Source organism: Ruminococcus flavefaciens, assembly GCF_900108555.1.
GTDB lineage: Bacteria > Bacillota > Clostridia > Oscillospirales > Ruminococcaceae > Ruminococcus > Ruminococcus flavefaciens_P.
On the sequence record NZ_FNWV01000001.1, the window covers coordinates 109,083 to 131,039 of the forward strand.

At 39.8% G+C, this 21,957-nt stretch carries 16 protein-coding genes; 3 read left to right on the plus strand and 13 right to left on the minus strand.

What is annotated here, in order from left to right; genetic code table 11:
* Window positions 1-34: 34 nt before the first annotated feature.
* The 9 genes from BLW60_RS00455 to BLW60_RS00495 form a co-directional block, all read right to left on the minus strand.
* Entirely contained in the window at window positions 35-484 is a 450-nt protein-coding gene (locus BLW60_RS00455) for a YceD family protein (protein WP_074713951.1), read from the minus strand.
* A 94-nt stretch (window positions 485-578) separates the two neighbouring features.
* Window positions 579-986, minus strand: coding sequence for a hypothetical protein (locus BLW60_RS00460; protein ID WP_074713952.1), 408 nt, complete (start codon window positions 984-986; stop codon window positions 579-581).
* Between the two features lie 70 nt (window positions 987-1,056).
* Window positions 1,057-2,391 (minus strand): glucose-6-phosphate isomerase, encoded by a 1,335-nt coding sequence (locus BLW60_RS00465; RefSeq protein WP_074713953.1) that lies wholly within the window; start codon window positions 2,389-2,391, stop codon window positions 1,057-1,059.
* 135 nt (window positions 2,392-2,526) lie between these two features.
* Window positions 2,527-3,663, minus strand: a complete 1,137-nt coding sequence (locus BLW60_RS00470; RefSeq protein WP_074713954.1) for a D-alanyl-D-alanine carboxypeptidase family protein — start codon at window positions 3,661-3,663, stop codon at window positions 2,527-2,529.
* 76 nt (window positions 3,664-3,739) lie between these two features.
* Complete coding sequence (locus tag BLW60_RS00475) at window positions 3,740-4,708, minus strand: D-alanyl-D-alanine carboxypeptidase family protein (protein WP_074713955.1); 969 nt, start codon at window positions 4,706-4,708, stop codon at window positions 3,740-3,742.
* Between the two features lie 59 nt (window positions 4,709-4,767).
* Complete coding sequence (locus BLW60_RS00480; protein WP_074713956.1) at window positions 4,768-5,838, minus strand: D-alanyl-D-alanine carboxypeptidase family protein; 1,071 nt, start codon at window positions 5,836-5,838, stop codon at window positions 4,768-4,770.
* A gap of 184 nt (window positions 5,839-6,022) precedes the next feature.
* Window positions 6,023-9,652 carry a helicase-exonuclease AddAB subunit AddA gene (addA, locus tag BLW60_RS00485; protein ID WP_074713957.1) on the minus strand — a complete coding sequence of 1,210 codons (3,630 nt, stop codon included), beginning with the start codon at window positions 9,650-9,652 and terminating at the stop codon, window positions 6,023-6,025.
* A gap of 2 nt (window positions 9,653-9,654) precedes the next feature.
* Complete coding sequence (locus BLW60_RS00490) at window positions 9,655-12,990, minus strand: PD-(D/E)XK nuclease family protein (RefSeq protein ID WP_074713958.1); 3,336 nt, start codon at window positions 12,988-12,990, stop codon at window positions 9,655-9,657.
* A gap of 64 nt (window positions 12,991-13,054) precedes the next feature.
* Entirely contained in the window at window positions 13,055-14,671 is a 1,617-nt protein-coding gene (locus tag BLW60_RS00495; protein ID WP_242872797.1) for a glycoside hydrolase family 25 protein, read from the minus strand.
* A 209-nt stretch (window positions 14,672-14,880) separates the two neighbouring features.
* Here BLW60_RS00495 and BLW60_RS00500 point away from each other — a divergent pair, with 209 nt between their 5' ends.
* Window positions 14,881-15,828 carry an RluA family pseudouridine synthase gene (locus BLW60_RS00500; RefSeq protein ID WP_074713959.1) on the plus strand — a complete coding sequence of 316 codons (948 nt, stop codon included), beginning with the start codon at window positions 14,881-14,883 and terminating at the stop codon, window positions 15,826-15,828.
* On the opposite strand, the gene BLW60_RS00505 is transcribed toward BLW60_RS00500, so the two are convergent.
* A complete protein-coding gene (locus BLW60_RS00505; RefSeq protein WP_074713960.1) occupies window positions 15,825-16,676 on the minus strand; it encodes a prephenate dehydrogenase in 852 nt (283 codons plus the stop codon). The genes BLW60_RS00500 and BLW60_RS00505 overlap by 4 nt on opposite strands.
* A 166-nt stretch (window positions 16,677-16,842) precedes the next feature.
* Here BLW60_RS00505 and BLW60_RS00510 point away from each other — a divergent pair, with 166 nt between their 5' ends.
* Both BLW60_RS00510 and BLW60_RS00515 read left to right on the plus strand, forming a co-directional pair.
* A complete protein-coding gene (locus BLW60_RS00510; protein ID WP_074713961.1) occupies window positions 16,843-17,580 on the plus strand; it encodes an N-acetylmuramoyl-L-alanine amidase in 738 nt (245 codons plus the stop codon).
* Between the two features lie 144 nt (window positions 17,581-17,724).
* A complete protein-coding gene (locus tag BLW60_RS00515; RefSeq protein WP_074713962.1) occupies window positions 17,725-18,699 on the plus strand; it encodes an aldolase catalytic domain-containing protein in 975 nt (324 codons plus the stop codon).
* Window positions 18,700-18,758: 59 nt separating this feature from the next.
* Here the strand turns inward: BLW60_RS00515 and BLW60_RS00520 are convergent, their stop codons facing one another.
* The 3 genes from BLW60_RS00520 to BLW60_RS00530 form a co-directional block, all read right to left on the minus strand.
* Window positions 18,759-19,415, minus strand: a complete 657-nt coding sequence (locus BLW60_RS00520; RefSeq protein WP_074713963.1) for a phage head-tail adapter protein — start codon at window positions 19,413-19,415, stop codon at window positions 18,759-18,761.
* Between the two features lie 70 nt (window positions 19,416-19,485).
* Window positions 19,486-21,726, minus strand: a complete 2,241-nt coding sequence (locus BLW60_RS00525) for a DNA gyrase/topoisomerase IV subunit A (RefSeq protein ID WP_074713964.1) — start codon at window positions 21,724-21,726, stop codon at window positions 19,486-19,488.
* Window positions 21,727-21,954, minus strand: a complete 228-nt coding sequence (locus tag BLW60_RS00530; protein ID WP_081348062.1) for a hypothetical protein — start codon at window positions 21,952-21,954, stop codon at window positions 21,727-21,729.
* Window positions 21,955-21,957 lie beyond the last annotated feature (3 nt).

A 21,957-nucleotide genomic window follows, 5' to 3' on the forward strand; every position in this document is an offset into this window, starting at 1 on the left:
TCTGGCACCTCCTTAAAGAGCTTCACAGCTCAGATTAATTAAGATGATCACACTGACCCTCGTTAAGATCACAGCCGCAAACCATACAAAGACCTTTACAATCATCTTTGCAAAGATTTTTAGTAGGAAGACTGAGAAGCATATCAGTCAGTGCAATTTCATTCAATTCAATGCTCTCGCCATCTGCAACTATATAATCATCATTATCATCATTGCTTATGGAAGGAACAACAATATGGTCGAAGCTTAGATCATAATCTCTTGAAAATTCCTTTAAGCATCTGTCACAAGTATGGAGAAGCTCAAAAGACGCAGAATAGTTTAAATATACTACCCCTGCCCTGTTATGGAATTTTCCGCTCAGACTAACAGGTGATTTAAAAACATAGCCCTTGATATCACCAAATTCATCTGCGGAGATCTCATAAGAAAACTCCTTTGACTCTCCGACAATATTGAATATCTGCTTTAAATTGATCTTCATACAACTATCCTTCAGAGCACCATAAAATATATTATACACCAAACGTCAAAATATGTCAATAGTTCAGTGTAAAAATTTCAATTTTTTTAATGACTTACTTAATGAACTGCTTAACGCTCTCAGGAAGCTCAGAAGCATCAGCTGAAACTGTGAAAACGATAGTAGCCTCTTCACCTGTAAGCTTGTCCAGCTTTTCAAAAAGTGAACCAAGAACATCATAGTCACGGCCAACGATCTTGAGGATACCGTCAACGAAAACGTCCTTTATATCATAGTTGCCTGCGAGCATACCTGCAACGAAGCCATAAAATGCATCTGCACCTTCGATAGCAAAGCTCTCTGTATCGCACCATCTTACTCTGAAGCTGATAGAACGTCTGATATTGTCACCCTTTTCGATGCAAACAAGATTGCCGTTTGTTGACTTTACAGCATCATTGATCTTATCGATGAGTATCTTTGTTTTGCCTGTGCCTTTTTTTCCTGTAATAAGTTTAATCATAATTTACTCCTTCCGTGCCTTGCGGCATTTATGACGTATTTAGTTTTGCATTATGAGCTAAACAGACCTATCAGCCGAGCTTAGCTTCAAGAGCAGCCTTTGCTCCCTCATATCCCGGTTTACCGAGAAGAGCGAACATATTTGATTTATAACTCTCAACACCCGGCTGATTGAACGGATTTACACCAAGTACATAGCCTGAAATTGCGCAAGCCTTCTCGAAGAAGTAGATCATATAGCCGACGCTTTCTTCTGTAGTGTCGTCAAGTTCAAGAATGATATTAGGAACGCCGCCCTCTGTATGAGCGAGAACAGTGCCCTCAAATGCTTTTCTGTTAACAACAGACATATTCTGATTTGTAAGGAAGTTAAGACCGTCAAGGTTCTCAGCATCAGGCTCGAGGAAAAGATCAGTCTTTGGCTTCTTTATATCAACAACAGTCTCGAAAAGAATTCTTGCACCATCCTGGATATACTGTCCCATAGAGTGAAGATCAGTAGAGAATACAGCTGCTGACGGGAATATACCCTTGTTGTCCTTGCCTTCGCTCTCGCCGAAGAGCTGCTTGTACCACTCAGACATCATAACGAAGCTTGGATCATAAGAAACGAGCATTTCTACAGACTTGCCCTTTCTGTAAAGGATATTTCTGAGTGCAGCATATTTATAACAGTCATTATTATCAAAATCGGCGCAGAAATCAGCCTGTGCCTTAGCAGCTCCCTTCATAAGAGCGTCAATGTCACAGCCTGCAACTGCGATAGGAAGAAGACCTACAGCTGTAAGAACAGAGAAACGTCCTCCGACATCATCAGGAATAACGAATGTCTCATAGCCTTCTGCATCAGAAAGATTCTTGAGAGTTCCTCTTGCCTTGTCAGTTGTAGCAAAGATACGGTTCTTTGCCTCTTCCTTACCATATTTATCCTCAACCATTTTCTTGAAGATACGGAATGCAAGAGCAGGCTCTGTAGTTGTACCTGACTTAGATATAACATTTACAGAGAAGTCCTTGCCTTCGCAAAGAGCGATGATCTCGTTAAGATAAGCAGGATTGATGCTGTTTCCGACATAATAAATGTCAGGAGTATCCTTCTTCATATTATTATAAAGAGGTGATTTAAGGAGCTCGATAGCAGCTCTTGCACCGAGGTAAGAACCGCCGATACCAATAACGATAAGAATATCGGAATTAGCCTTGATCCTCTCAGCAGCTGCCTTTATACGAGAAAATTCTTCCTTATCATAAGCAGTAGGAAGATCCACCCAGCCTAAGAAGTCATTGCCAAGACCTGTTTTGCTCTGGAGAGACTGTGCAGCAGCCTCTACCTGTGCCTTGATTCCTGCAAGTTCGTCAGCATTGACGAAATCCTTCAAGTATTTGGTGTTGAGTTTTAATGACATTAAAATTTACCTCCAATATGTATGGGAAACCATACAAATATAATTTACCATCTTTATGATACTATATTTTTGATTATTTTTCAAGTACCTTTACATAACATTTCCAACATTTGTACAATCCCGACAAATTCGGCGCTATTTTTCTATCATTTTAAGCAATGTTTGCTTCAAAACGTAATTCCATGTAAGCGCACGAACAGTGCTTTTTATTATGATATCAGTCTCAAAAACAAGAGTATCACCGTTAAAGAATGCAGCAGTGCCTACAGGCTGACCTTCATATACAGGAGCTGTGATATATTCCGGAATAACTACTTTTGTCCGTACTTCTTTATCGCCTTTGGGTACAGTGGCTTTCCCCTGCACTTTTATACCGATCTCTACCGCCGAGCTCTCACCATTTTTTACTTTTAAAGGCACGAGCATTTCTTCGGGGAACTCCGTAGAGACGACTTTATAGCTTGAAAATGCTCTTTTCAGAAGATCTTTTCCTTTTTTGAAGGATATATCTTCATTTTTCGCACCTAAAACAACAGAAATAAAAGTGTTGCCGCCTGAGTTTATACCGCCCTCAGCTAAAAAATAACGGTCTTCGGAAGAATGACAAGCTTTAAAGCCGATATGCGGCTCATAGTTTCTTGTAAGGTCATTCTCACTGACAAGCTCGACCTGTTCATTCTTTATAAAATCGCGCCATGTTTTGAAATATGGCTGCAAAAAATCATATTTCGCAAGTCTTGAACAAATAAGTGCCATATCATGCGCAGTTGTATATTCACGTTCATCAGCATATCCATAAGGAGAAACAAAATAAGAGTCCCGAAGTCCGATATCAAAAGCTTTCGCATTCATATCCATAACGAATGTATCAACATCGCCTGAAACAGCTTCTGCAAGAACAGTCATAGCATCATTAGCGTTACCGATTATAACAGCCTTTAGAAGCTCATCGACTGATATTTTATCTCCGCTTTGAAGCCAAATCACCGAACCCTTTGTTCCACTTACTTTATCAGAAGCAGTAAGCTCATCATCAATAGATAAATCACCGCTTTCAATACGCTTTGCAACAACGAGAATACTCATTAACTTCGTAAGATATCCTGCATTAATTCTTTTATGTTCGTTTTTTGCATCAAGAACTGTTCCTGTTTCTGCTTCCATGAGAACGAAAGCCTCTATTTCATTATCTATATTCAGATCTGCACTGATACAGGTCATTGAAACAATGATACAGATCAAGAGAAGTATTGATCTTAAGCATATCCGCATAAATATCACCTCAGATAATAATATGCAGACAAAGAGCACAAAATGAAAAGGAGCAGTAAAAACTGCTCCTCTATCTTCAATTCTTCTGCATTATAATAACAGAATTTCTGTTATCACCTGACAGCTCATAATTGCCTGATATAGGCACTCTTGTTTCAAGTCTGTCGTCATCACCCGAAACGCTGTATATCTGATATGCTTCATTATTGAATGTAAAAGAATATGGTTCTTCAAAAGTATACTGCTCAAGATAATCCAGATACTCTTCAATGCACATCTTCTTATTTGCCATTATGGCTGCATGGACCTCGCCTACATATCTTAAATGCCATGGACAATACTCATTTCCTGTCTTATCCTTCTTTCCCTCAGGATATCTAACTACAAAACCGTACTTCCAACAATTCTCAACGATCCAGCCTTCAGCATCGCAGCCGTCATATGTGAGCATATTTCCGTACGCATTTAAAGCAAGATCAACACAGTATCCTGCTTTAGACTCGCTAAATTTCTGTGGACAGAATGAATTTTCACCGGTAAATGTATCTGTTGTTCCGTAAACGATAAAGTCCGCTAATCCTGTTTCATTGGCATAGGCTTCCATCATACGATTAAGAGCATCTGTGGCATCTTCATTAAGATATACCTTTTCTTCAACAAGAGAATAATACTCATTTTTCTCATCTGCAAGATCGACCATTTGTCCCTGGTCGCTTGCTCTTGCAGGAGATTTATCAGTATATATAGAAAGGATACCCTTAGATATATCATCCTTTGAAAGCTCAAACTCAGAGTATCCCAAGTATTTTATGCCTTCAAAAGCTGTTGTTGCCACATCTGATGTTTCGTATGAGAGACTCCTGCCTGTTGAGGTCTCAACATTCTCCGCCGAATTACGAAAATCTCCATGAACTTTTATATTATATGGCTGCTGACTATCAAAACTTCTTCTCAAAGCATCAGCTCCGAACAGTGTACCGACTGTTATTCCCATTGCAAGAAAAACACGACTCACTCTGAGCCTGCATTTCTTAGTCTCACTCATTGTTCATATCCTCCAAGCTTGTTGTTCTACACTTAAAAGCCGCCTACTATATCTGCTTTTTATTTATTTTCAGGCGGCGTATATGCTTTACCGCCTGTGCAGTAAACGCTGTACGCGCTTAACGTATTGTATACATTATTCCAGTTTGTCTTGCCTCCGCAGAGCACGAGTATATATGTCTTTTCGTTTATCTCCGCAAAAGTTGCCATGCAGTTTCCTGCTTCATCTGTAAATCCTGTTTTTCCGCCGATAATCTTTACCCCAGGCATTTCATCGCCGTACATTCTGCTGAAAAGTGTACTTTCAAATGTTAATCCCTCGGGATTTTGTTTCGTAGGCGGAACTTTATATTCAACTGCTGAGAGGACCTCACGACAGACGGGATCTTGTATTGCGTATTCAAGCATGACCGCAATATCCTCGGCTGTACTATAATTATTTTTATCATGAAGTCCCACAACATTTGTAAAACTCGTATTTTTTAAGCCTATTTCCCTGCATTTGTCATTCATAAGCCTGACAAACGCCTTCTCACTTCCTGCAACATATTCAGCTGCCGCAAGTGAGGCATCTGCTCCCGAGCATAAGATCATACCATACAAAGCATCCTTTAGTGTAGGAGTCTCATCAGGTGCAAATCCTGCCCTTGAAGCATCCAGAGCAATATAAGGTGCTACCATATCATATGTGATCGGTACAGTAGCCGAAAGATCATCTATATTTTCGACAGCTACGATAAGCGTCATTATTTTTGTGAGCGACGCAGGATACAGTTTAATTTGTTCATTTCTGTAAGCAATAACTTCGCTGTCGTCAACATTTATCAGAATAGCATTCTTAGCGTCATAATCTTTTGTGAACTCCTTAGACTTGTCCGTCTTTTCAGGAAATATAACAAAAGGCACCGCCATTTTTCCTGCTTGTTCTGTAGTAGTTTCGGAAACATCAGACAATTCGCCTGTACTTGCAACAAAACTGTCCGATACAGCACTTTCAGGAACAGTACGCCTGTTATGCTTTATCAGATAATTTGCAGCAGTTATTCCGCCAAATATAAGAACTAAAAGGAAAAACGCTGTGCCTGCTTTTAACAATTTAGCATTGCGCCATTGCTTCCTTCTTTTGTTCATTCTACACCTCAATTTATATCTCTGTATCTTCCATTATAATACAATCTTCATATATTGTCAACAAAATTTGCAAAATCTACATATTGCACAAATTTACACACTTCAAATAATGCAAAACATAAAAAACAGATTTGTTTTATAAATGTAAAAGTCCCTGTAATTTGAAATATACAGGGACTTCTTATTAAATCTCTACTGCAATATATTTTTTCAGTTCAAACGAATACAAAAACGCTTCCTTGACCTTCTTGCTTGTTGTAAGCTCAATTGCCGCTTTATACAGTTTAAGCTGCATAGAATACCTTTCTTTCAGCTTTTCAAGAGACACTCCCCTGTCTGATTTATAATCAACTATGACTATACCGTCATTTTCTTCAAACATAAGGTCGATAATTCCCTTTATCATGCCGTCTGAACGTTTGAGTTTCTCAAGAGCTTCATTCTCAACATCAAGCTGTGACACAGCCACCATAAACTTCTTTTCTCTGACATATGACAGTGAAGAACATATACGTTCATAAAGTGAACTCTCAAAGAATGCTTTAACGTTTTCGAGATTTATCGACTCGGATTCTGCTAAAGATATATATCCTTTGTTCATTACATTCTCTATCTCTGACTTTGTATCTTTGATCGCATTTTCAAAATCGCAGTATTGAAAAAATGTATGAATAGCTGTACCTCTTTCAGCTCCGCTGAGCCTTGAACCGGTTGATTTGAATTTAGGTCTTTTCAGCTTGAAATCAAATATCTCTTTATTGTTTTTAAGCTTTTTGGTTATTTCTGTAACACTTAGCTTTGCAGGAGTTTCCGAAAGCGTCTTATCATATTCGTATGAAATTATATTTTTCATCTGTGATATGATACTCTCGTCCGCAGCTTGTTCTTTATCTTCATCAGCCTGCTCCGCATCTGCTGCATCTATACTGTCCACAAATTCATATTCAAAAAGATTTTTTTCATCATTACAGCCTTTAGGCGCACCTGCTCCAAGCTCTAAATGCTCTGAAATTTCCGCAAAAGATTTTTCGCGTATTATACTTGCCCATAACCAGTCAGAGAAGCTCTTTGCCTCGCTAACACTGTCAGTTATATCTCCATTATGCAATACACAGCTTTCAATAATGGAATTAACTCTTTTCAATGCCTTTTCGCCGCATTTTAAGTTTATAAAAAGCTGCTGCTTTGCTCTTGTAAGGGCAACATAAAGCAATCGCATTTCTTCACTTCTTGTGTCTCTTTCCTCTTCAGCGGAAAGCATTACCTGCTGAAAGGTCTTGTATTTTCTGTAAAGACTCGGATCATAAAGTACATAGCCTATGCGTCCGTCTGGGCTGCACATTACTGTTTTTGAGTCAAATTGAAAGTTCACTGACGTTTCCGCAATAAAAACAAAAGGAAATTCCAATCCTTTTGATCTGTGCATAGTAAGTACAGAAACATAATCACCTGAGGAAGCTGCGACTTTTCCCTGTGCGTAGTCACCGTTTTCCATTACTCTATCAAGATGTCTCAGGAAACCATTAAGACCGCCTGAGCCGTCAAATGCAGCTGTAGCTTCATAATTCTGAGCATACTGTATAAGTGCGCGCAGATTAGCTCTTTTTTTCTCGCCGTCACTGTAAAGCTGCATTACAGAGATAAAGTCTGTAGAGTCGTATATCTCACCTATGAGCTCTCCTATATTCATGGTGACAGAATCCAGTCGGAATGCATCGATAGACTCCAGAAACTCCCTGCATCTCTCGCAAAGGAACATATCATCACATTCGCTGTACTCCCCGCCAACAATACCCTGAATTATAGAAAACAAAGGTCTTTTTTTGTCATATGATCTTATTACAGCTATATCCTCAATACTGAACATATACATAGGCGAAGTCATTACAGCTGCAAGAGATATATCCTGTATCGGATTGCTGATAACTCTTAAAAGATCAATAAGCACTGCTATCTCTCGCGCTTTGAGATACCCTGTTTCTTCACTTCCTTTTGCAGGAATACCAATTTTGTTCAGTTCTTCCGCATATGTGTTTATATGCTTGTTATTCCTTACAAGTATGCAGAAATCAGAGGGACAGCATGGACGACTTGTACCATCTCTTTCAGTGACCGCAACGCCTGCTCCGATCATGTCAGATATTTTTTTTGCTGTATACAGTACTTCCATATTAAGCTTTTCAGCTTCTTCATCTTCAACAACATCATCTTTTATAAACGCAAAATGAGTAATCCTTTGTGATGCATCATCGTCCGCATACTGCCCAGCACCGAAATACAGCTTTTCATCATCTGTATAATGTATATCTCCGCACTTTTCCGACATTATCTGCTCAAATACAAAGTTTACAAAATCTATTACCTGAGGAGAACTTCTGAAATTCTTATTCAGGATAATAGCCTGATTTTTACATTTACTGTCAGGAGAATATGGCTCTGAACTGTGCAATGTATTTATAAAATTACGAGGATTGGCAAGTCTGAAACGATAAATGGACTGCTTAACATCTCCCACAAGAAATACATTACTTCCGTAAAGCGGCTCACCATTTTCATCTGTTCGGAAATCCTTCGAGATAAGCTTAAAGATAAGATCCTGCTTATTATTGGAGTCCTGATACTCATCTATCATTATTATATCGTAATAATCGGATATTCTCTCGGCAATTTCGCTTCTGACAATATCACCGCTGTCATCTGACTCCGTAAGCAGCTCTAAGGCTATTCGTTCACCGTCATCAAAAGAAAGACCGTTCTTTTCGCATTTCTTTTCCCAGATAAGCTCCTGATATTTTTTGAGCATTTCCGCAAGAATTACAGTTACTTCACCGCACTCCCTGTAATCGCTCTCAACTGACAAAACACTGTTTATTACCTTTGCCGCAGTCTTTTTTATTAGGTCACGCTTTTTCTTGTATATCTCGCGCAAAGCTTTATCATGAGGCGTTTTTCCAACTCTTACAAGATCAGAAAAATCCTGTGCTTTTACAGCTTCTCTTTCATCGGGAAGTCGGTTGGTTCTGAAAACTGCAAGCAGATCAGATATCCTGTCATAATCCTCTTCCGCCAAAGCATATGATTTCGCAGCGGCAGCCGATGACATATCCGGGAATATCCTGTTTATAAGTCCGATATTATCATCAGCTGTTTTAAGAGCCTTTTCAAGCTCTGATATCATAGCTGCCATAAGGCTCTTGAAATAAAACGAGTCATTTATATCGCCCTTATACATATCAACAGCTTTATCGAGCCATTTATCCCTGAAAGGAACAGATGAAAGGAAATTGTCTGCTCTTTCTATTACTTCAATAAGCCTTTTCTCGTCTTTTATACAAAACCTGTCATACATGAACGATATCTTTTCGTACTCGTTTTCGCTGTAATAGTTTATAAGCTCGTCCATAGCCCGTGCTCTGAGAACCTTATTATCACTGTCGTCAAGAACTGCAAATCCCGAAGTAACTCCTGTATCGCCCATATTATCACGTATCAAGTCAAAACAAAAAGAGTTGATAGTAGATATCCTCGCACTCTGGAGAAGTATCTGCTGTTTCAGCAAATGCTTATCATCAGGACGTTCGTTTATAAGCTCTCTGAGCTTTATATCAAGACGTTTTTTTAGCTCGGAAGCTGCATCATTGGTAAACGTTACAACGATCATTCTGTCTGCTCTTACGCCTGAACTGCTGTCTGCAATGAGTTTTACGAGTCTTTCTGTAAGAACTGCTGTTTTGCCGCTTCCTGCCGCAGCCGAGACAATAAGCGATGTGTCTCTTGCATCAATGGCATTCTGCTGCTGTTGTGTCCAGCTCATGTTCACTTCTCCTTTCCGCTGAATTTTTTACCGAGTATTTCTTCTGCTTCTGCAATTTCAGATGCATCAGGAACCTTTTTCCGTTCAAGTTCGGAATTATCGCATATATTTACATACTCACAGTATGTGCAGGGGATCTTACCGTCGATAACGAGCGGTTCAGCTTCTGCATTTCCGTCAAGAAGTGACTCTGCCATACTGATAAGCTTTGAATACGTATAATTTCTCAGCAGTGTCATTCCCTCAGACGATACACATGACGAATTCTTATCGGGAACACCGTTTTTATCGAGCTTTACAGGTATGAACTCTCCGCCAACATCTTTTTCCATAGCTTCAAGTATAGCCATATCCCCGAGAACAAGTCCGCTTGTTTTCAGAGATGACTTAACTGCACTGCTGTTTCTTGATGAAACTTTATGCGGTTCAAGGTGTACATCTGCTATCCTTACAGGAGAATAAAGTACCCCCGCAGGCTCATATCCTTCGTACAGACCGCCTTTATCGGTAGAAGCGAACAAATACAGAAGCATCTGCATATTTATTCCGCAAGCAAGAGTTTCAGAAGTTATCTCCTTTCGGCTGCTCTTATAGTCAATTATTCTGAGGTAATCCTCGCCGTTTATATTGCAAACATCTGCTCTGTCAACTATTCCGCCGAAGCTCAGCTCCTTATCATCTCCGAACGGCAGAATGACAGAATGGCTTTCACGCAGATCAAGCTCAAAATCATGAGGCACAAAATCAGAAGCCATAAGCGACTGCTGAGTATATAGGAATACATCTGACATTCGCTCGGTAAGCTTATTGAATATAAGCTCAAACTTCGCATCTTTACCGAAATCACCTGCAAGGGTTTCATTCTTATATTTTTCAGCGCACTTATTCACTTCATTTTGTACATCATCATACGACATATTTACAAAGTCAGACTTTGTACGTGAAGCAAGTATACCGTAGAAGCACTCATGTGTAAGTTCACCTGCTATCCTTGCGTCAAGACTGACCTTTTCATTCAGTCTTAACCTGAGGCATTTATCACAGAAATACTTGAAGTGGCAGAGATTATACTCCTCAAGACCTGTTGAAGAAAGCCTGAACGGCTCAAAATCCTGTATCTTCTCCATAATATTCCTGTCTATCTTGTAATTCTGAGAATGATCTCCCCTGCTGAGAACATAATTAAGTCTTCTTCGGTACTCGGGATCACTCATTAGCAGACTCCTTATGGACGAAACCGAAGCATCTGCGGTATTACGCTCCTGCATATAGTGATAAAAGGCTGAATGAAGAGTGACCGCATAGAAATCAACAGGTATTTCCTCATCTTTTTTTCTGATGCTTTTATCACCGAACATTCCAATTATCCTGTCCACTATCGGTGCTGGATATTTAGCCTGTCCGCCAAGATCAGAAAGCGGATAGGTTATAAAAAGCTTATCCGAAGCAGCTGATATAGCCTTATATACTACAAGACGCTCCGATGCGATAAGCTCCGAAAGAGGTGTGGACAACTCTATCCCGTGTTCAGCAAGCTTTGTTTTATCCGCTTCCGAAAAAAGTCCGTGCAGACTTATCTGATTTGGGAAATCGCCGTCATTAGCTCCCATTATGAAAACTATTTTCGGAGAATCAAGTCGTGCCATTCTCGCAGAAGCTGCTGTGACAGCATCAAGAGTCTGCGGCGGAACCGAATACTTTATCCTGCCTATCATTGATCTGATGATCCTGTTTACCTCTGAAAAGCTTATTTCATGTTCTCCGAGAGTATCATTGATACAGTCAAGAATATCTATCAGACACCCCCATAATCTTTTAAGCTCTGCTGCTTCGTAATCCTTGTCCAGATCTATAAGCTCTCCCATAAGACGGGCAGTATTTTTCTCCGCACCACATTCAACAAGATGATCGTACAGATGCACACATATCTTGTCAGCAGTTTTATCACGTTTCAGGCACTTTTTCAGCTTTATGACAGGCTCGATAACACGCACTCTTATTCCTTCGAGGAGTTCAAGCTCGTTATCCAGCGCAGTAAACGGCTCAGTCCACATATCACCGTCAACGTCCCACTTATAGCAATAGTTTTCGAGCAGCGACGTTTCTGTAAGCGATACATCAAGGAGTCCGCTTTTCAAAAGCCTGAATATCTGTTCGGACCTGAATTTACGGCTTACAAGTATATCAAGCAGCGTAAGAAAAAACACCATAACAGCCGTATGATCAACAGCTTTTTCAAGGCTCAGGAAGTACGGGATATCATATCTCTTGAATGCTGCTTTAAGTACATCTGAATAGCTTGCGATATCATTTGAGATTATAGCTATATCACGATATCTCAGAGAATGATCTTCATACAGCAGATGTTTTACGGCAGCACAAACATACTCCGCTTCACTGTACATATCTCTTGCTTCAAAAATATGCACATTCTCAGCTTTTGGAGCTTTATCAGGTTCATTTTTCAAATTTCTCAGTCCACGGCTGCTGACAAATTCAAGATCGGGAGTTTTAAATCTGTGATATTCATTGCACTGTGTGATCATACATTCTTTGCCAAGCTCACGGCATATACCCGAAAGCTTTCTGTACGTATCGTTAACAGTTTCAAAGAGAGTGTATTCGCCTGCATTGACATCATCTGTTCTCAATGTGATAATAACATTTTCCGAGGAAGAGATCATTACTCTCAGCATCTCATACTGATCGGCGGTAAAGCTCTCGAACTCATCAAGAAATACAGTCTTTCCGCAAAAGTATCTGTTCAGATTTGCAACATTTGCGGCTTCGCGGATATTGTCAAGTTCGTCCTTAAAACCGTATTCCTCCATTAATCGCTGATATTCAAGGTATATGGCAGCAACATCATTTGTCTTGTCCATAAGCCTTCTGTCAAGGAGCTGCGAACGCTGTACAAGCTCCTCGGGAGTAACTCCTGCACGTTTCATATCACGTATAAGTGTAGTTATCTCCTCTGCAAAGCCGCTCTGCATACTCTGTCTGCGGAAACTGCTGAGAGACTCAGGACGCGACAAAGCTGATGAAACAGCCTGATACACAAGTATCATCTTAGCCATTTCATCAGCAAATTCACCTTTTCTGTCAGGATCACCGTAGATCTGAAAAAGCTGTCTCGCAAGACCTGTAAAGCTCAGTGAAAACAATTCATTGAAGTTTTCAGCTCCGAGGTAGAAATAAAGCTTCTTATCAAAATCCTGAGAATACTGTTCGGGAACTAAAATACATAATTTATCGGCAGCAGAACACTTTTCTTCTATTCGTCCGAACATCTTCGTTGTTTTTCCGCTGCCTGACGGACCGATAATAAATTCTACCATAATTTCTCCTGTTATACAAAATATGCATACCGCAAAACACGGTATGCATATTGAATTTCATTGCTTAAAAGCCGTTAAGATGAGCTTCTTTCATTACCTTCGGGAAATTGATATATGCGTAATCGCAGCAAACGATCCCGTTTATACCGTTGATCTTGCCTGTACCTGAATACTGCCACATATTATAGTTCTTAGTAAAGCTTGGCGTTGTAACTCCGTAATGAGCTACCCACACATCATAAGACTTGAATAAAGATTCATCAAGTCTTGTGCTGAGGAAGTTTACATTGCTCTTTATACCTACATAGTAGCCTTTCTTTTCAAGAGTTGAACAGAAAGCTTTAGCTATTTCCGAAAGCTCTTTATTGCTGAGAGAATTCAGACAGACATCTTCAAGGCTGTAATATACAGGATAAGCATATTTTTTATCCTTTATAACTTCGTAGCAAGCCTCTGCCTCAAGCACAGCGTCTTCAGGTGATGAAGCATAACTGTACCAGTAAACTCCGCAGTCGATACCCGCCTTTGCTGCACCTTCGATATTTGCCTCAAAATACTTATCCTTCTGTGATGAAAGATTACCGTATCCTGCACGTATTATAGCAAAATCGACACCTGATTTTGCGACCTTGTCCCAGTCTATCTTAGCCTGCCATACCGAAACATCTATACCCTTGGCAACCACCTTCTCCGTAGATGCAGGATACTGCACGGAAGAAACATTTGTCTCTGTACCGTCAGGATCATAAGTATCAGGAGAAATGATGTAAGGATAATTTATGTAACAGTGATCGAGATCAACATCTGTATTGATACCGTTTACTCTTCCGACCTCGCAGTGCTGCCACATACCGTAATTTCCAGTATATCCGGGAACTTTAACATTCCAGTGAGCCACCCATACAGCATACTTATCAAGGACCTGCTGATATACCTTAGTTGTCAGGAGACTTGAAAAGCTGTATACACCTGCATGAAATCCCTTTGACTCGATAGTTGAGCAGAAAGAATCTATCATAGCCGATACTTCAGCTGTAGACATTTTTTTATGCTTTGGCTCTTCAATATCGAAATAAACAGGATACTGAATGGAATAGTCCTTTATTATCTGATAACAGCCCTCTGCTTCCTGACGAGCATCTTCAGCATTGTCAGCATAGCTGTACCAGTAGATACCAACGTTCATGCCCACCTTCTGGGCTTCTTCGATATTGTATTTGAACCATGTATCCATCTGATTTGGATACTTATAGGCATTGCCGTAGCCTGCCCTTATAATAGCGAAATCAATTCCGCTCTCCTTGACAGTCTTCCAGTCGATCTTACCCTGTGAATAGGAAACATCAATACCTTCCGATCTTCTGTACATCAGCTCTGGATCACCCGAATGGATCTTTACATACTTCTGATGTGCATCATAAATATCAAATACATTGAAAGGTATTTCAGATGTGGCTTCAACATTAGTATCCGCAGCATCGACCGTTACATCTGATGAACTGCCGACTGCCCATACATTTGAGGATATCCCACTGCTGTCAGGCTCTTTACTTTCCGAAAAAATTGTGCTATCATATATATCAGTAACAGGATCGTTCGCAGCGAAAGCCTGCAACGCTGTTGCCGAACACATAACAGTACTAACCATCAATACTGAAAGCAAGCTTTTTAATTTGCCCATGGCTGATCTAACTCCTTTTCATAAACGTAACAAAAAGAAAACGTCAATTTCGTTTCAATTTTGTATATTATAACATTTTTTCTGAGATAATTCAACCTCTAAAAGAAAAAAAGCAGATTTAAACATTAAATTTTGTAAGGTATGAAGAAAAAAGCAAATATTTTTTGTAACTTATAGATACTTTTTTGTAATATTTAGGTGATATAAAGATGAAAGAATTTGTAATTAATGACAATGACAGTGGCCAGAGAGTTGATAAATTTGTTGCAAAAGCTCTCCCAAACCTCCCTAAAAGTATGATGTATCGACTAATTCGTAAAAAAGACATAAAGATAAACGGTAAGAGGTGCGATATATCCGACCGACTCAATACAGGTGATGTTATAACTATTTATGTGAAAGATGAAGTATCAGCTGAGAAAAAACACGATATGAGTTTTCTTAAATGCTCCCCTGACATTGAAATAGTATATGAGGATAAAAATGTACTTATCGTCAATAAGCCTGTTGGTCTTGACTCGCACTCAAACGGAAGTCCTATGACCGAAACCCTTATTGACAGGATAAAACACTACTTATATAATAAGAAAGAATATCTTCCCGACTCTGAAAACTCTTTCGCTCCTGCTCTTTGCAGCCGCCTTGACAGAAATACCTGCGGACTTGTTACTGCTGCAAAGACCGCTTCCGCTTTAAGAGACATAAATGAAGCCATACGCGCAGGAAATATCCACAAGATATATCACTGCGTAACTGTTGGAAAGCTGCCGAAAAGAGAAGATATTATCACAGCATATCATCAAAAAGACGAGTCAAGAAATCTTGTAAAGATCTCCGACTCGCCTATTGACGGTTATAAACATATTAAAACAGGATATCGAGTGCTTTCAGAAAAAGGTCCGCTTTCCATTGTGGAAGTTAAGCTGTATACGGGCAGAACTCACCAGATACGCGCTCATCTTGCACATATAGGCGCACCTATCCTCGGTGACGGCAAATACGGCTCTGTCGCTGCAAATAAGCGATACGGTGTATTCCGTCAGGCACTCTGTGCCTTTTCGCTTGAGTTTCATATACCCGAAAGCTCAGATATGCATTATCTGAATACATTAGTTTTAAAAGCACCAACACCTGATTTTGAAAAGAAACTTTTTTAGTTAGGCTGTCCGACTCTGTGTCTGAGGTTTTCTTCTTTGAGCTCTCTTCCTTCCGCAATGAGAGCACGCATAGTATCAGCATCTGAATTTTTCAGTGCATCGCTGTATTTCAAAAGATTTTTGATAAGGGTATCAAGCTCATACTGTAGATTTTCCTTATTCTGCATGAAAAGATCGGTCCACATTCTTTCGTTCATGGTCGCAATACGAGTCATATCCTGGAAGCTTCCGCCGCTGAATCCACATTCAAGCCCAAGCTCCGGACTCTTTACATACGCACTTGAAACGATATGTGCAAGCTGAGACGTATAAGCTATCATCTTATCATGGTTTTCGGGAGTTGTAACAACTATCTTTCCTGCACCTACTTCACTCGCAAGCTTTCGCAGCAGTTCTGTATCCTCTTCTCTGCTGTCCTCAAACGGAGCAATAATAAAATTGGCTTTTACAAAGAGATCAGCTGTACTATTGTAATAGCCTCCGAACTCCTTGCCTGCCATAGGGTGGATACCCACATATCTGAGTCCGTTTGTCTCGGCAATATTCTTCATACGCTCGGAAAATGCTCCCTTTATACCGCAGACATCGGTAATAAGAGTGTTTTTGCTTATATCAGCAGCGTGATCTCTGAAAAATCTTTCTGTTGCCTCGGGGAAAAGAGCTGCTATGATCAGATCATAGCCATTATAATTACCGTCAAAAACTTCATCAAGTGCTACATCACGAAGTGCAGCATTTTCTATGTCATGGTTAAGGTCACAGCCGACAACTGTATGATATGTATATTTTTTTAGTGCCTTACAAAGTGAACCGCCTATAAGACCAAGTCCGACAACAAGTATTTTCATAGAATATTACCTCCGATGTTCTTTTATCATTTAAAGTATAACGCTTTAAAATAAAAAAGTCAATAGCAAATCACTTTTTTATTTATTGATATAATAACAATTTGTTCCATAAAAGCATAAAATAAAATGAGATATATCTCAAAACTAATCAGAATAGGATGATTTTATGCCAAAGGTCTTTTTAAGTCCTTCCACACAGGAATGGAATAAATATGCTACAGACGGCAATGAAGAACTGTATATGAATTTACTTGCCGACAGGATAGAACCTTATCTTCGCTCCTGCGGAATAAGTTTTGTAAGGAATGATCCTGTACGAAATGTTACAGGTGCTATCGCAGACTCAAACGCAGGTGTATACGATGTTCATCTTGCACTTCATTCAAATGCTGCCCCTGAAAATCTCGCAGGAAGACTTCGTGGGATAGATATATATTACGCACCAAAAAGTTCGCAAAGCGAGCGGCTCGCCAATATAATAGCCAATAATCTTAAATCAATATATCCCCTGCCTGATAAAGTACGAGCAATACCCACATACTCTCTCGGAGAGGTGTTAAGGACCAAAGCTATTGCTGTGCTTTGTGAACTTGGCTATCACGACAATTACGCAGATGAAGCATGGCTGAAAAACAATCTCGAAGCCATAGCACGTAATATTGTAAATTCTCTGTGTGATTATTTCGGTATACCGTTCATATCAGCAGGAGCTGTCCGCTGGGGAACAGTTACCACTGACGGAAGCAATCTGAATATACGGGATTATCCGAGTCTTTCAGGCAAAATAATCGGCTCCATGCCTGACGGAGCAAACGTTATGATAAATGGTGAAACTGACGGCTGGTATGTAGTAAATTACAACGGTATCATCGGCTATTCGAGCAGTCAGTTCATAACGCTGTGAAAAAAGGAGACGTTTTGTCTCCTTTTTTTCAGAAATTTCAAGAAAACGTTTGACAAACGAAAAAAACTGTGCTATACTATATACAGAAGCACTTTAAAGCGTTACAGCTTAAAGCTTTATAGCGTAAAAGAAAGAGGAAAAATTATGAAAGAGTTATCTAAGCTTATGAATTTCAGATCAGATGTAAGAGTTGTAGATGCAACTCTCAGAGACGGCGGACTTGTTAATGACTTCAGATTCAGTGACGAATTTGTCAGAGACCTTTACCTTTCAAACATCAAGGCAGGCGTAGACTATATGGAATTTGGCTACAGAGCCGACAAGGAAATGTTCAAGGAAGAAGATTTCGGACCATGCAAGTTCTGTGATGACGAATATATCCGCTCAATAGTCGGTGAAAATCACACTGATCTTAAGATCGCTATCATGGCAGATGTAGGACGCTGTAATTACAAGCAGGATATAGTTGAGCGCGAAAACAGTCCTGTTGACCTTATCCGTGTAGCTACATATATCCACCAGATACCAACAGCTGTTGATATGATAGAAGATGCAAAGAATAAGGGATATGAGGTAAGCTGTAATATAATGGCTATCTCAAATGCTCAGGAAAGCGATATAAAGGTAGCTCTTGATATTCTTGGTCAGTCCCCTGTTGATGTTTTCTATATCGTTGACAGTTTCGGTTCATTATATCCGGAACAGATCGCACGTATTGCTGATCTTTACTGTGAAATTGCTGCAAAATACGGCAAAAAGGTGGGTATACACGCACATAACAATCAGCAGCTCGCATTCGCCAATACTATCGAAGCTGTCGGAGACGGCGTAGACTGGCTCGACGCAACATATTCATCAATGGGAAGAGGTGCAGGCAACTGCGCAATGGAGCTTCTCCTCGGCTTCCTGAAAAATCCAAAGTACAATGTATATCCTGTATTCCAGTTCATTGAAAAGCACATGGATAAATTACGTGAAGAAGGAGCTGTATGGGGTTATGATCTCCAGTATCTGCTCACAGGTCTTTTCAATCAGCACCCAAGAACAGCTATCCAGTATACCAAGGACAATCGTAATGATATTTCTGAATTCTACAAGGAGATAATCTCTCAGGAATAATAACTCATTCTGTAAATATAACAGCCGAGATACGGTATAAAAACCGTTCTCGGCTGCTTTTATTTCTTTAGCTTCGCTTTTATGCGCAGTGCAGCTTCTATATGCATTATCCAGTGCCTTGAAAACGGCATTTGTATAAGTCCGCGTATATCCTTTCCGCACCAGTAATCTATAAGCCATATCGCGCTTTCATCGTTACTTACCACATTCAGACTGCGAAGATATTCCTTGTTTTCTTCGATAAACTTCTTTTTCAGCACATCAAATGAAAGAGTTTTTATGATACTTTCACTGCTTTCTTTTACATCGTGGATATATGAATAAAGTTCATCTATATCTAATTTTTCCGAAAAGTCGGCTATCTGCTGTTTTACAAGTTCATTTCCTGTTGTAATTATAGGTGAATTTATACGTTCATTATATCGCTGTGAGAAAAACACCTGCTCATCTTCATTTATAAGGGAATGTGCAACGATATCTTCTATGCGGAAAATATGCCAAATCGAATATGCAATTGTTTTTGAATGATAACCGTCAATATTAATAAAAGGGATAGCATTGAAGTCATCTCTTGAAAGCTCACATCTGAACAGATCTAATGTCTGCATAAGCTGTTTTCTGAGTTCAAATAGTGTTTCTATGCCATTGCAGTATGTTTCCGACTTTTTAAGCTGATCCTGAATTGTTTTATTAAGTTCTGACCATTCTTTATTCATTGTTTTCACCCCGATATATTTTATAAAAGCCATAGTTTCGCATTTAGTCAAAACTATGGCTTTTCTATTATTAAAATGTAAGCTGATTGCTGTCACCGAGTTCCTTGGCAGGCTTTCCTGCGGCAGGGACACTCTTTGAACGATATTTCTCAAGCTCGGGAAGTTCTTCCGGAGCAATAAGCGATGCAGATGAAAGCAATGCTTTCTTTCGCAGATTTATGACCTGTACGCCCTGAGAATCTCTTGTTGACTTAGGAAGTATCATGCCTGTATTGAATACAAGTGCATGACCGCTTGTAGTTCTGAGAAGTATATCGCTGTCCTCAGCTGTGAATATAGCCGCAACAAGAGGCGACTTCTCCGAATAAGCCTTTGCAAGCTTTTTACGGTTGGTCTTTGTTTCGTATGACTTCATAGGAACCTTTGCGACTTTACCGTTTTCAAAGAAGAAAAGGATATATCCACTATAGTCCGTTGTTGGAACAAGTGTTTTAAGCAGTTCTCCGTCATCAAAGCTTAGCTTTGCAGGTATATAATCACCCATTACGCTTGCCTTTGTATCATCAAATGCACTTGCTCTCGATTTATAAGCCTGAGCTTTATCCGAGAAGAAAACAAGATCGGTCTTGTTGGTAGCTTCAAAGGTCTGGCTGATGAAGTCTCCCTCTTTAAGCTTCTGCTCACCGCTCATTCTCAGTGACTGAGGAGTTATCTTCTTGAAATAACCGCTGTCAGATACAAATATATTGACTGGATAATCGGGGGTATCATCAACTTCCTCAGCATCTTCAACATCTGAAAGATAATAGAACATCGTCTTTCTCGGCTGAGCATAATTCTTTATAACATCACGGAGCTCGTTAACGATTATCTTACGTATCTTCTTCTTATCGCGGAGAATATCTTCCATTTCCTCGATATCCTTTTTGAGCTGGTCAACTTCTTCGATACGGCGAAGGATATACTGCTTATTGATATTGCGGAGCTTTATTTCAGCAACATATTCAGCCTGTATCTCGTCGATTCCGAAGCCTATCATAAGGTTAGGTACTACGTCTGCTTCATTCTCGGTCTCGCGGATTATCTTTATAGCCTTGTCGATATCAAGAAGTATCTTTGAAAGAGCTTCGAGAAGGTGAAGCTTTTCCTTTTTCTTCTGAAGATCATGGTATGTTCTGCGCTGTATACATTCTTCTCTGAATGCAGTCCATTCCGTAAGTATCTCACGTACTCCCATTACCTTTGGAGTACCTGCAATAAGTATATTGAAGTTACACGGATAGCTGTCCTGCAAAGGTGTAAGGCGATAAAGCTTCTGCATAAGCTTTTCGGGATCTGTTCCGCGTTTGAGGTCTATAGCAATCTTCAAGCCTTCGATATCGGTTTCATCACGTATATACGAAACTTCTCTGATCTTTCCCTGTTTTACAAGATCTATTATCTTCTCGATTATCGCCTCTACAGTTGTAGTATACGGAATTTCAGTTACTTCTATGCAGTTTGCACTTTTATCATAACTGAATTTTGCACGTACCTTGATACTTCCTCTGCCTGTCTCGTAGACCTTGTTAAGCTCTGCTTCATCATAGAGCATAAGTCCGCCGCCGGGGAAATCAGGACCTTTAAGGGTACTGAGTATATCATGGTTCGGATCTTTCATAAGAGCTATAGTTGTCTCGCAGACCTCTTCAAGGTTGAACGGACATACATTGCTTGCCATAGATACAGCAATACCTGTATTTGAGTTTACAAGCACAGTAGGAAATGTTGCAGGAAGAAGAGTAGGCTCCTGCATCGTATTATCGTAGTTTGGTACGAAGTCTATCGTTTCCTTGTCTATATCACGGAAAAGCTCGTTGCATATCTTTTCAAGCTTTACTTCTGTATAACGAGGTGCAGCAAAGTGCATCTTGCTTGAATACTGCTTGCCGAAGTTGCCCTTGCTGTCGATATATGGGTGGAGCAGAGCTTCATTACCGCGTGTCATACGAACAAGAGTCTCATATATAGCCTGATCGCCGTGAGGATTGAGTTTCATGGTCTCGCCCACAACATTCGCGGACTTTGAACGTTCCTTCTCGGGATTGAGCAGTCCTCTCTTATACATCATATACAAGAGCTTTCTGTGAGAAGGCTTGAAGCCGTCTATCTCAGGAAGTGCTCTTGAGATGATAACGCTCATGGCGTAGGGCATATAATTCTTTTTCAGAGTATCCGTTATCTTTTCATCAACTACACTGCCTGAACCTTCTATATAAGCCTCATGCTTAAAGACAGGCTGTTTTTTGGGAGTTTCCTTTTTTCTTGGCATTTACTCTTCTCCTTGTGATGATTTTCTGTCTTTTTTCTTTATCAGCTTCTCAGGATCTTTTACATAAGTTCTTACGACACTTCCGCAATCTCTGCATATGGTATGATACAGAGATGTTGATCTGAGTATACTGTCAGCACTGTAAACTGCACCGTAAAAGTTCTGATAGCCTGTTATAAATTCAGTTCCGCCGCAGAAGCGGCACTTTGTCATTTTTATCTTTTTCATAAA

Bases quoted from the DNA above. Each gene is read 5' to 3' on its own strand.
- BLW60_RS00455 (WP_074713951.1), bottom strand. From the start codon at position 484: ATGAAGATCAATTTAAAGCAGATATTCAATATTGTCGGAGAGTCAAAG.
- BLW60_RS00460 (WP_074713952.1), bottom strand. From the start codon at position 986: ATGATTAAACTTATTACAGGAAAAAAAGGCACAGGCAAAACAAAGATA.
- BLW60_RS00465 (WP_074713953.1), bottom strand. From the start codon at position 2,391: ATGTCATTAAAACTCAACACCAAATACTTGAAGGATTTCGTCAATGCT.
- BLW60_RS00470 (WP_074713954.1), bottom strand. From the start codon at position 3,663: ATGCGGATATGCTTAAGATCAATACTTCTCTTGATCTGTATCATTGTT.
- BLW60_RS00475 (WP_074713955.1), bottom strand. From the start codon at position 4,708: ATGAGTGAGACTAAGAAATGCAGGCTCAGAGTGAGTCGTGTTTTTCTT.
- BLW60_RS00480 (WP_074713956.1), bottom strand. From the start codon at position 5,838: ATGAACAAAAGAAGGAAGCAATGGCGCAATGCTAAATTGTTAAAAGCA.
- addA (WP_074713957.1), bottom strand. From the start codon at position 9,652: ATGAGCTGGACACAACAGCAGCAGAATGCCATTGATGCAAGAGACACA.
- BLW60_RS00490 (WP_074713958.1), bottom strand. From the start codon at position 12,990: ATGGTAGAATTTATTATCGGTCCGTCAGGCAGCGGAAAAACAACGAAG.
- BLW60_RS00495 (WP_242872797.1), bottom strand. From the start codon at position 14,671: ATGGGCAAATTAAAAAGCTTGCTTTCAGTATTGATGGTTAGTACTGTT.
- BLW60_RS00500 (WP_074713959.1), top strand. From the start codon at position 14,881: ATGAAAGAATTTGTAATTAATGACAATGACAGTGGCCAGAGAGTTGAT.
- BLW60_RS00505 (WP_074713960.1), bottom strand. From the start codon at position 16,676: ATGAAAATACTTGTTGTCGGACTTGGTCTTATAGGCGGTTCACTTTGT.
- BLW60_RS00510 (WP_074713961.1), top strand. From the start codon at position 16,843: ATGCCAAAGGTCTTTTTAAGTCCTTCCACACAGGAATGGAATAAATAT.
- BLW60_RS00515 (WP_074713962.1), top strand. From the start codon at position 17,725: ATGAAAGAGTTATCTAAGCTTATGAATTTCAGATCAGATGTAAGAGTT.
- BLW60_RS00520 (WP_074713963.1), bottom strand. From the start codon at position 19,415: ATGAATAAAGAATGGTCAGAACTTAATAAAACAATTCAGGATCAGCTT.
- BLW60_RS00525 (WP_074713964.1), bottom strand. From the start codon at position 21,726: ATGCCAAGAAAAAAGGAAACTCCCAAAAAACAGCCTGTCTTTAAGCAT.
- BLW60_RS00530 (WP_081348062.1), bottom strand. From the start codon at position 21,954: ATGAAAAAGATAAAAATGACAAAGTGCCGCTTCTGCGGCGGAACTGAA.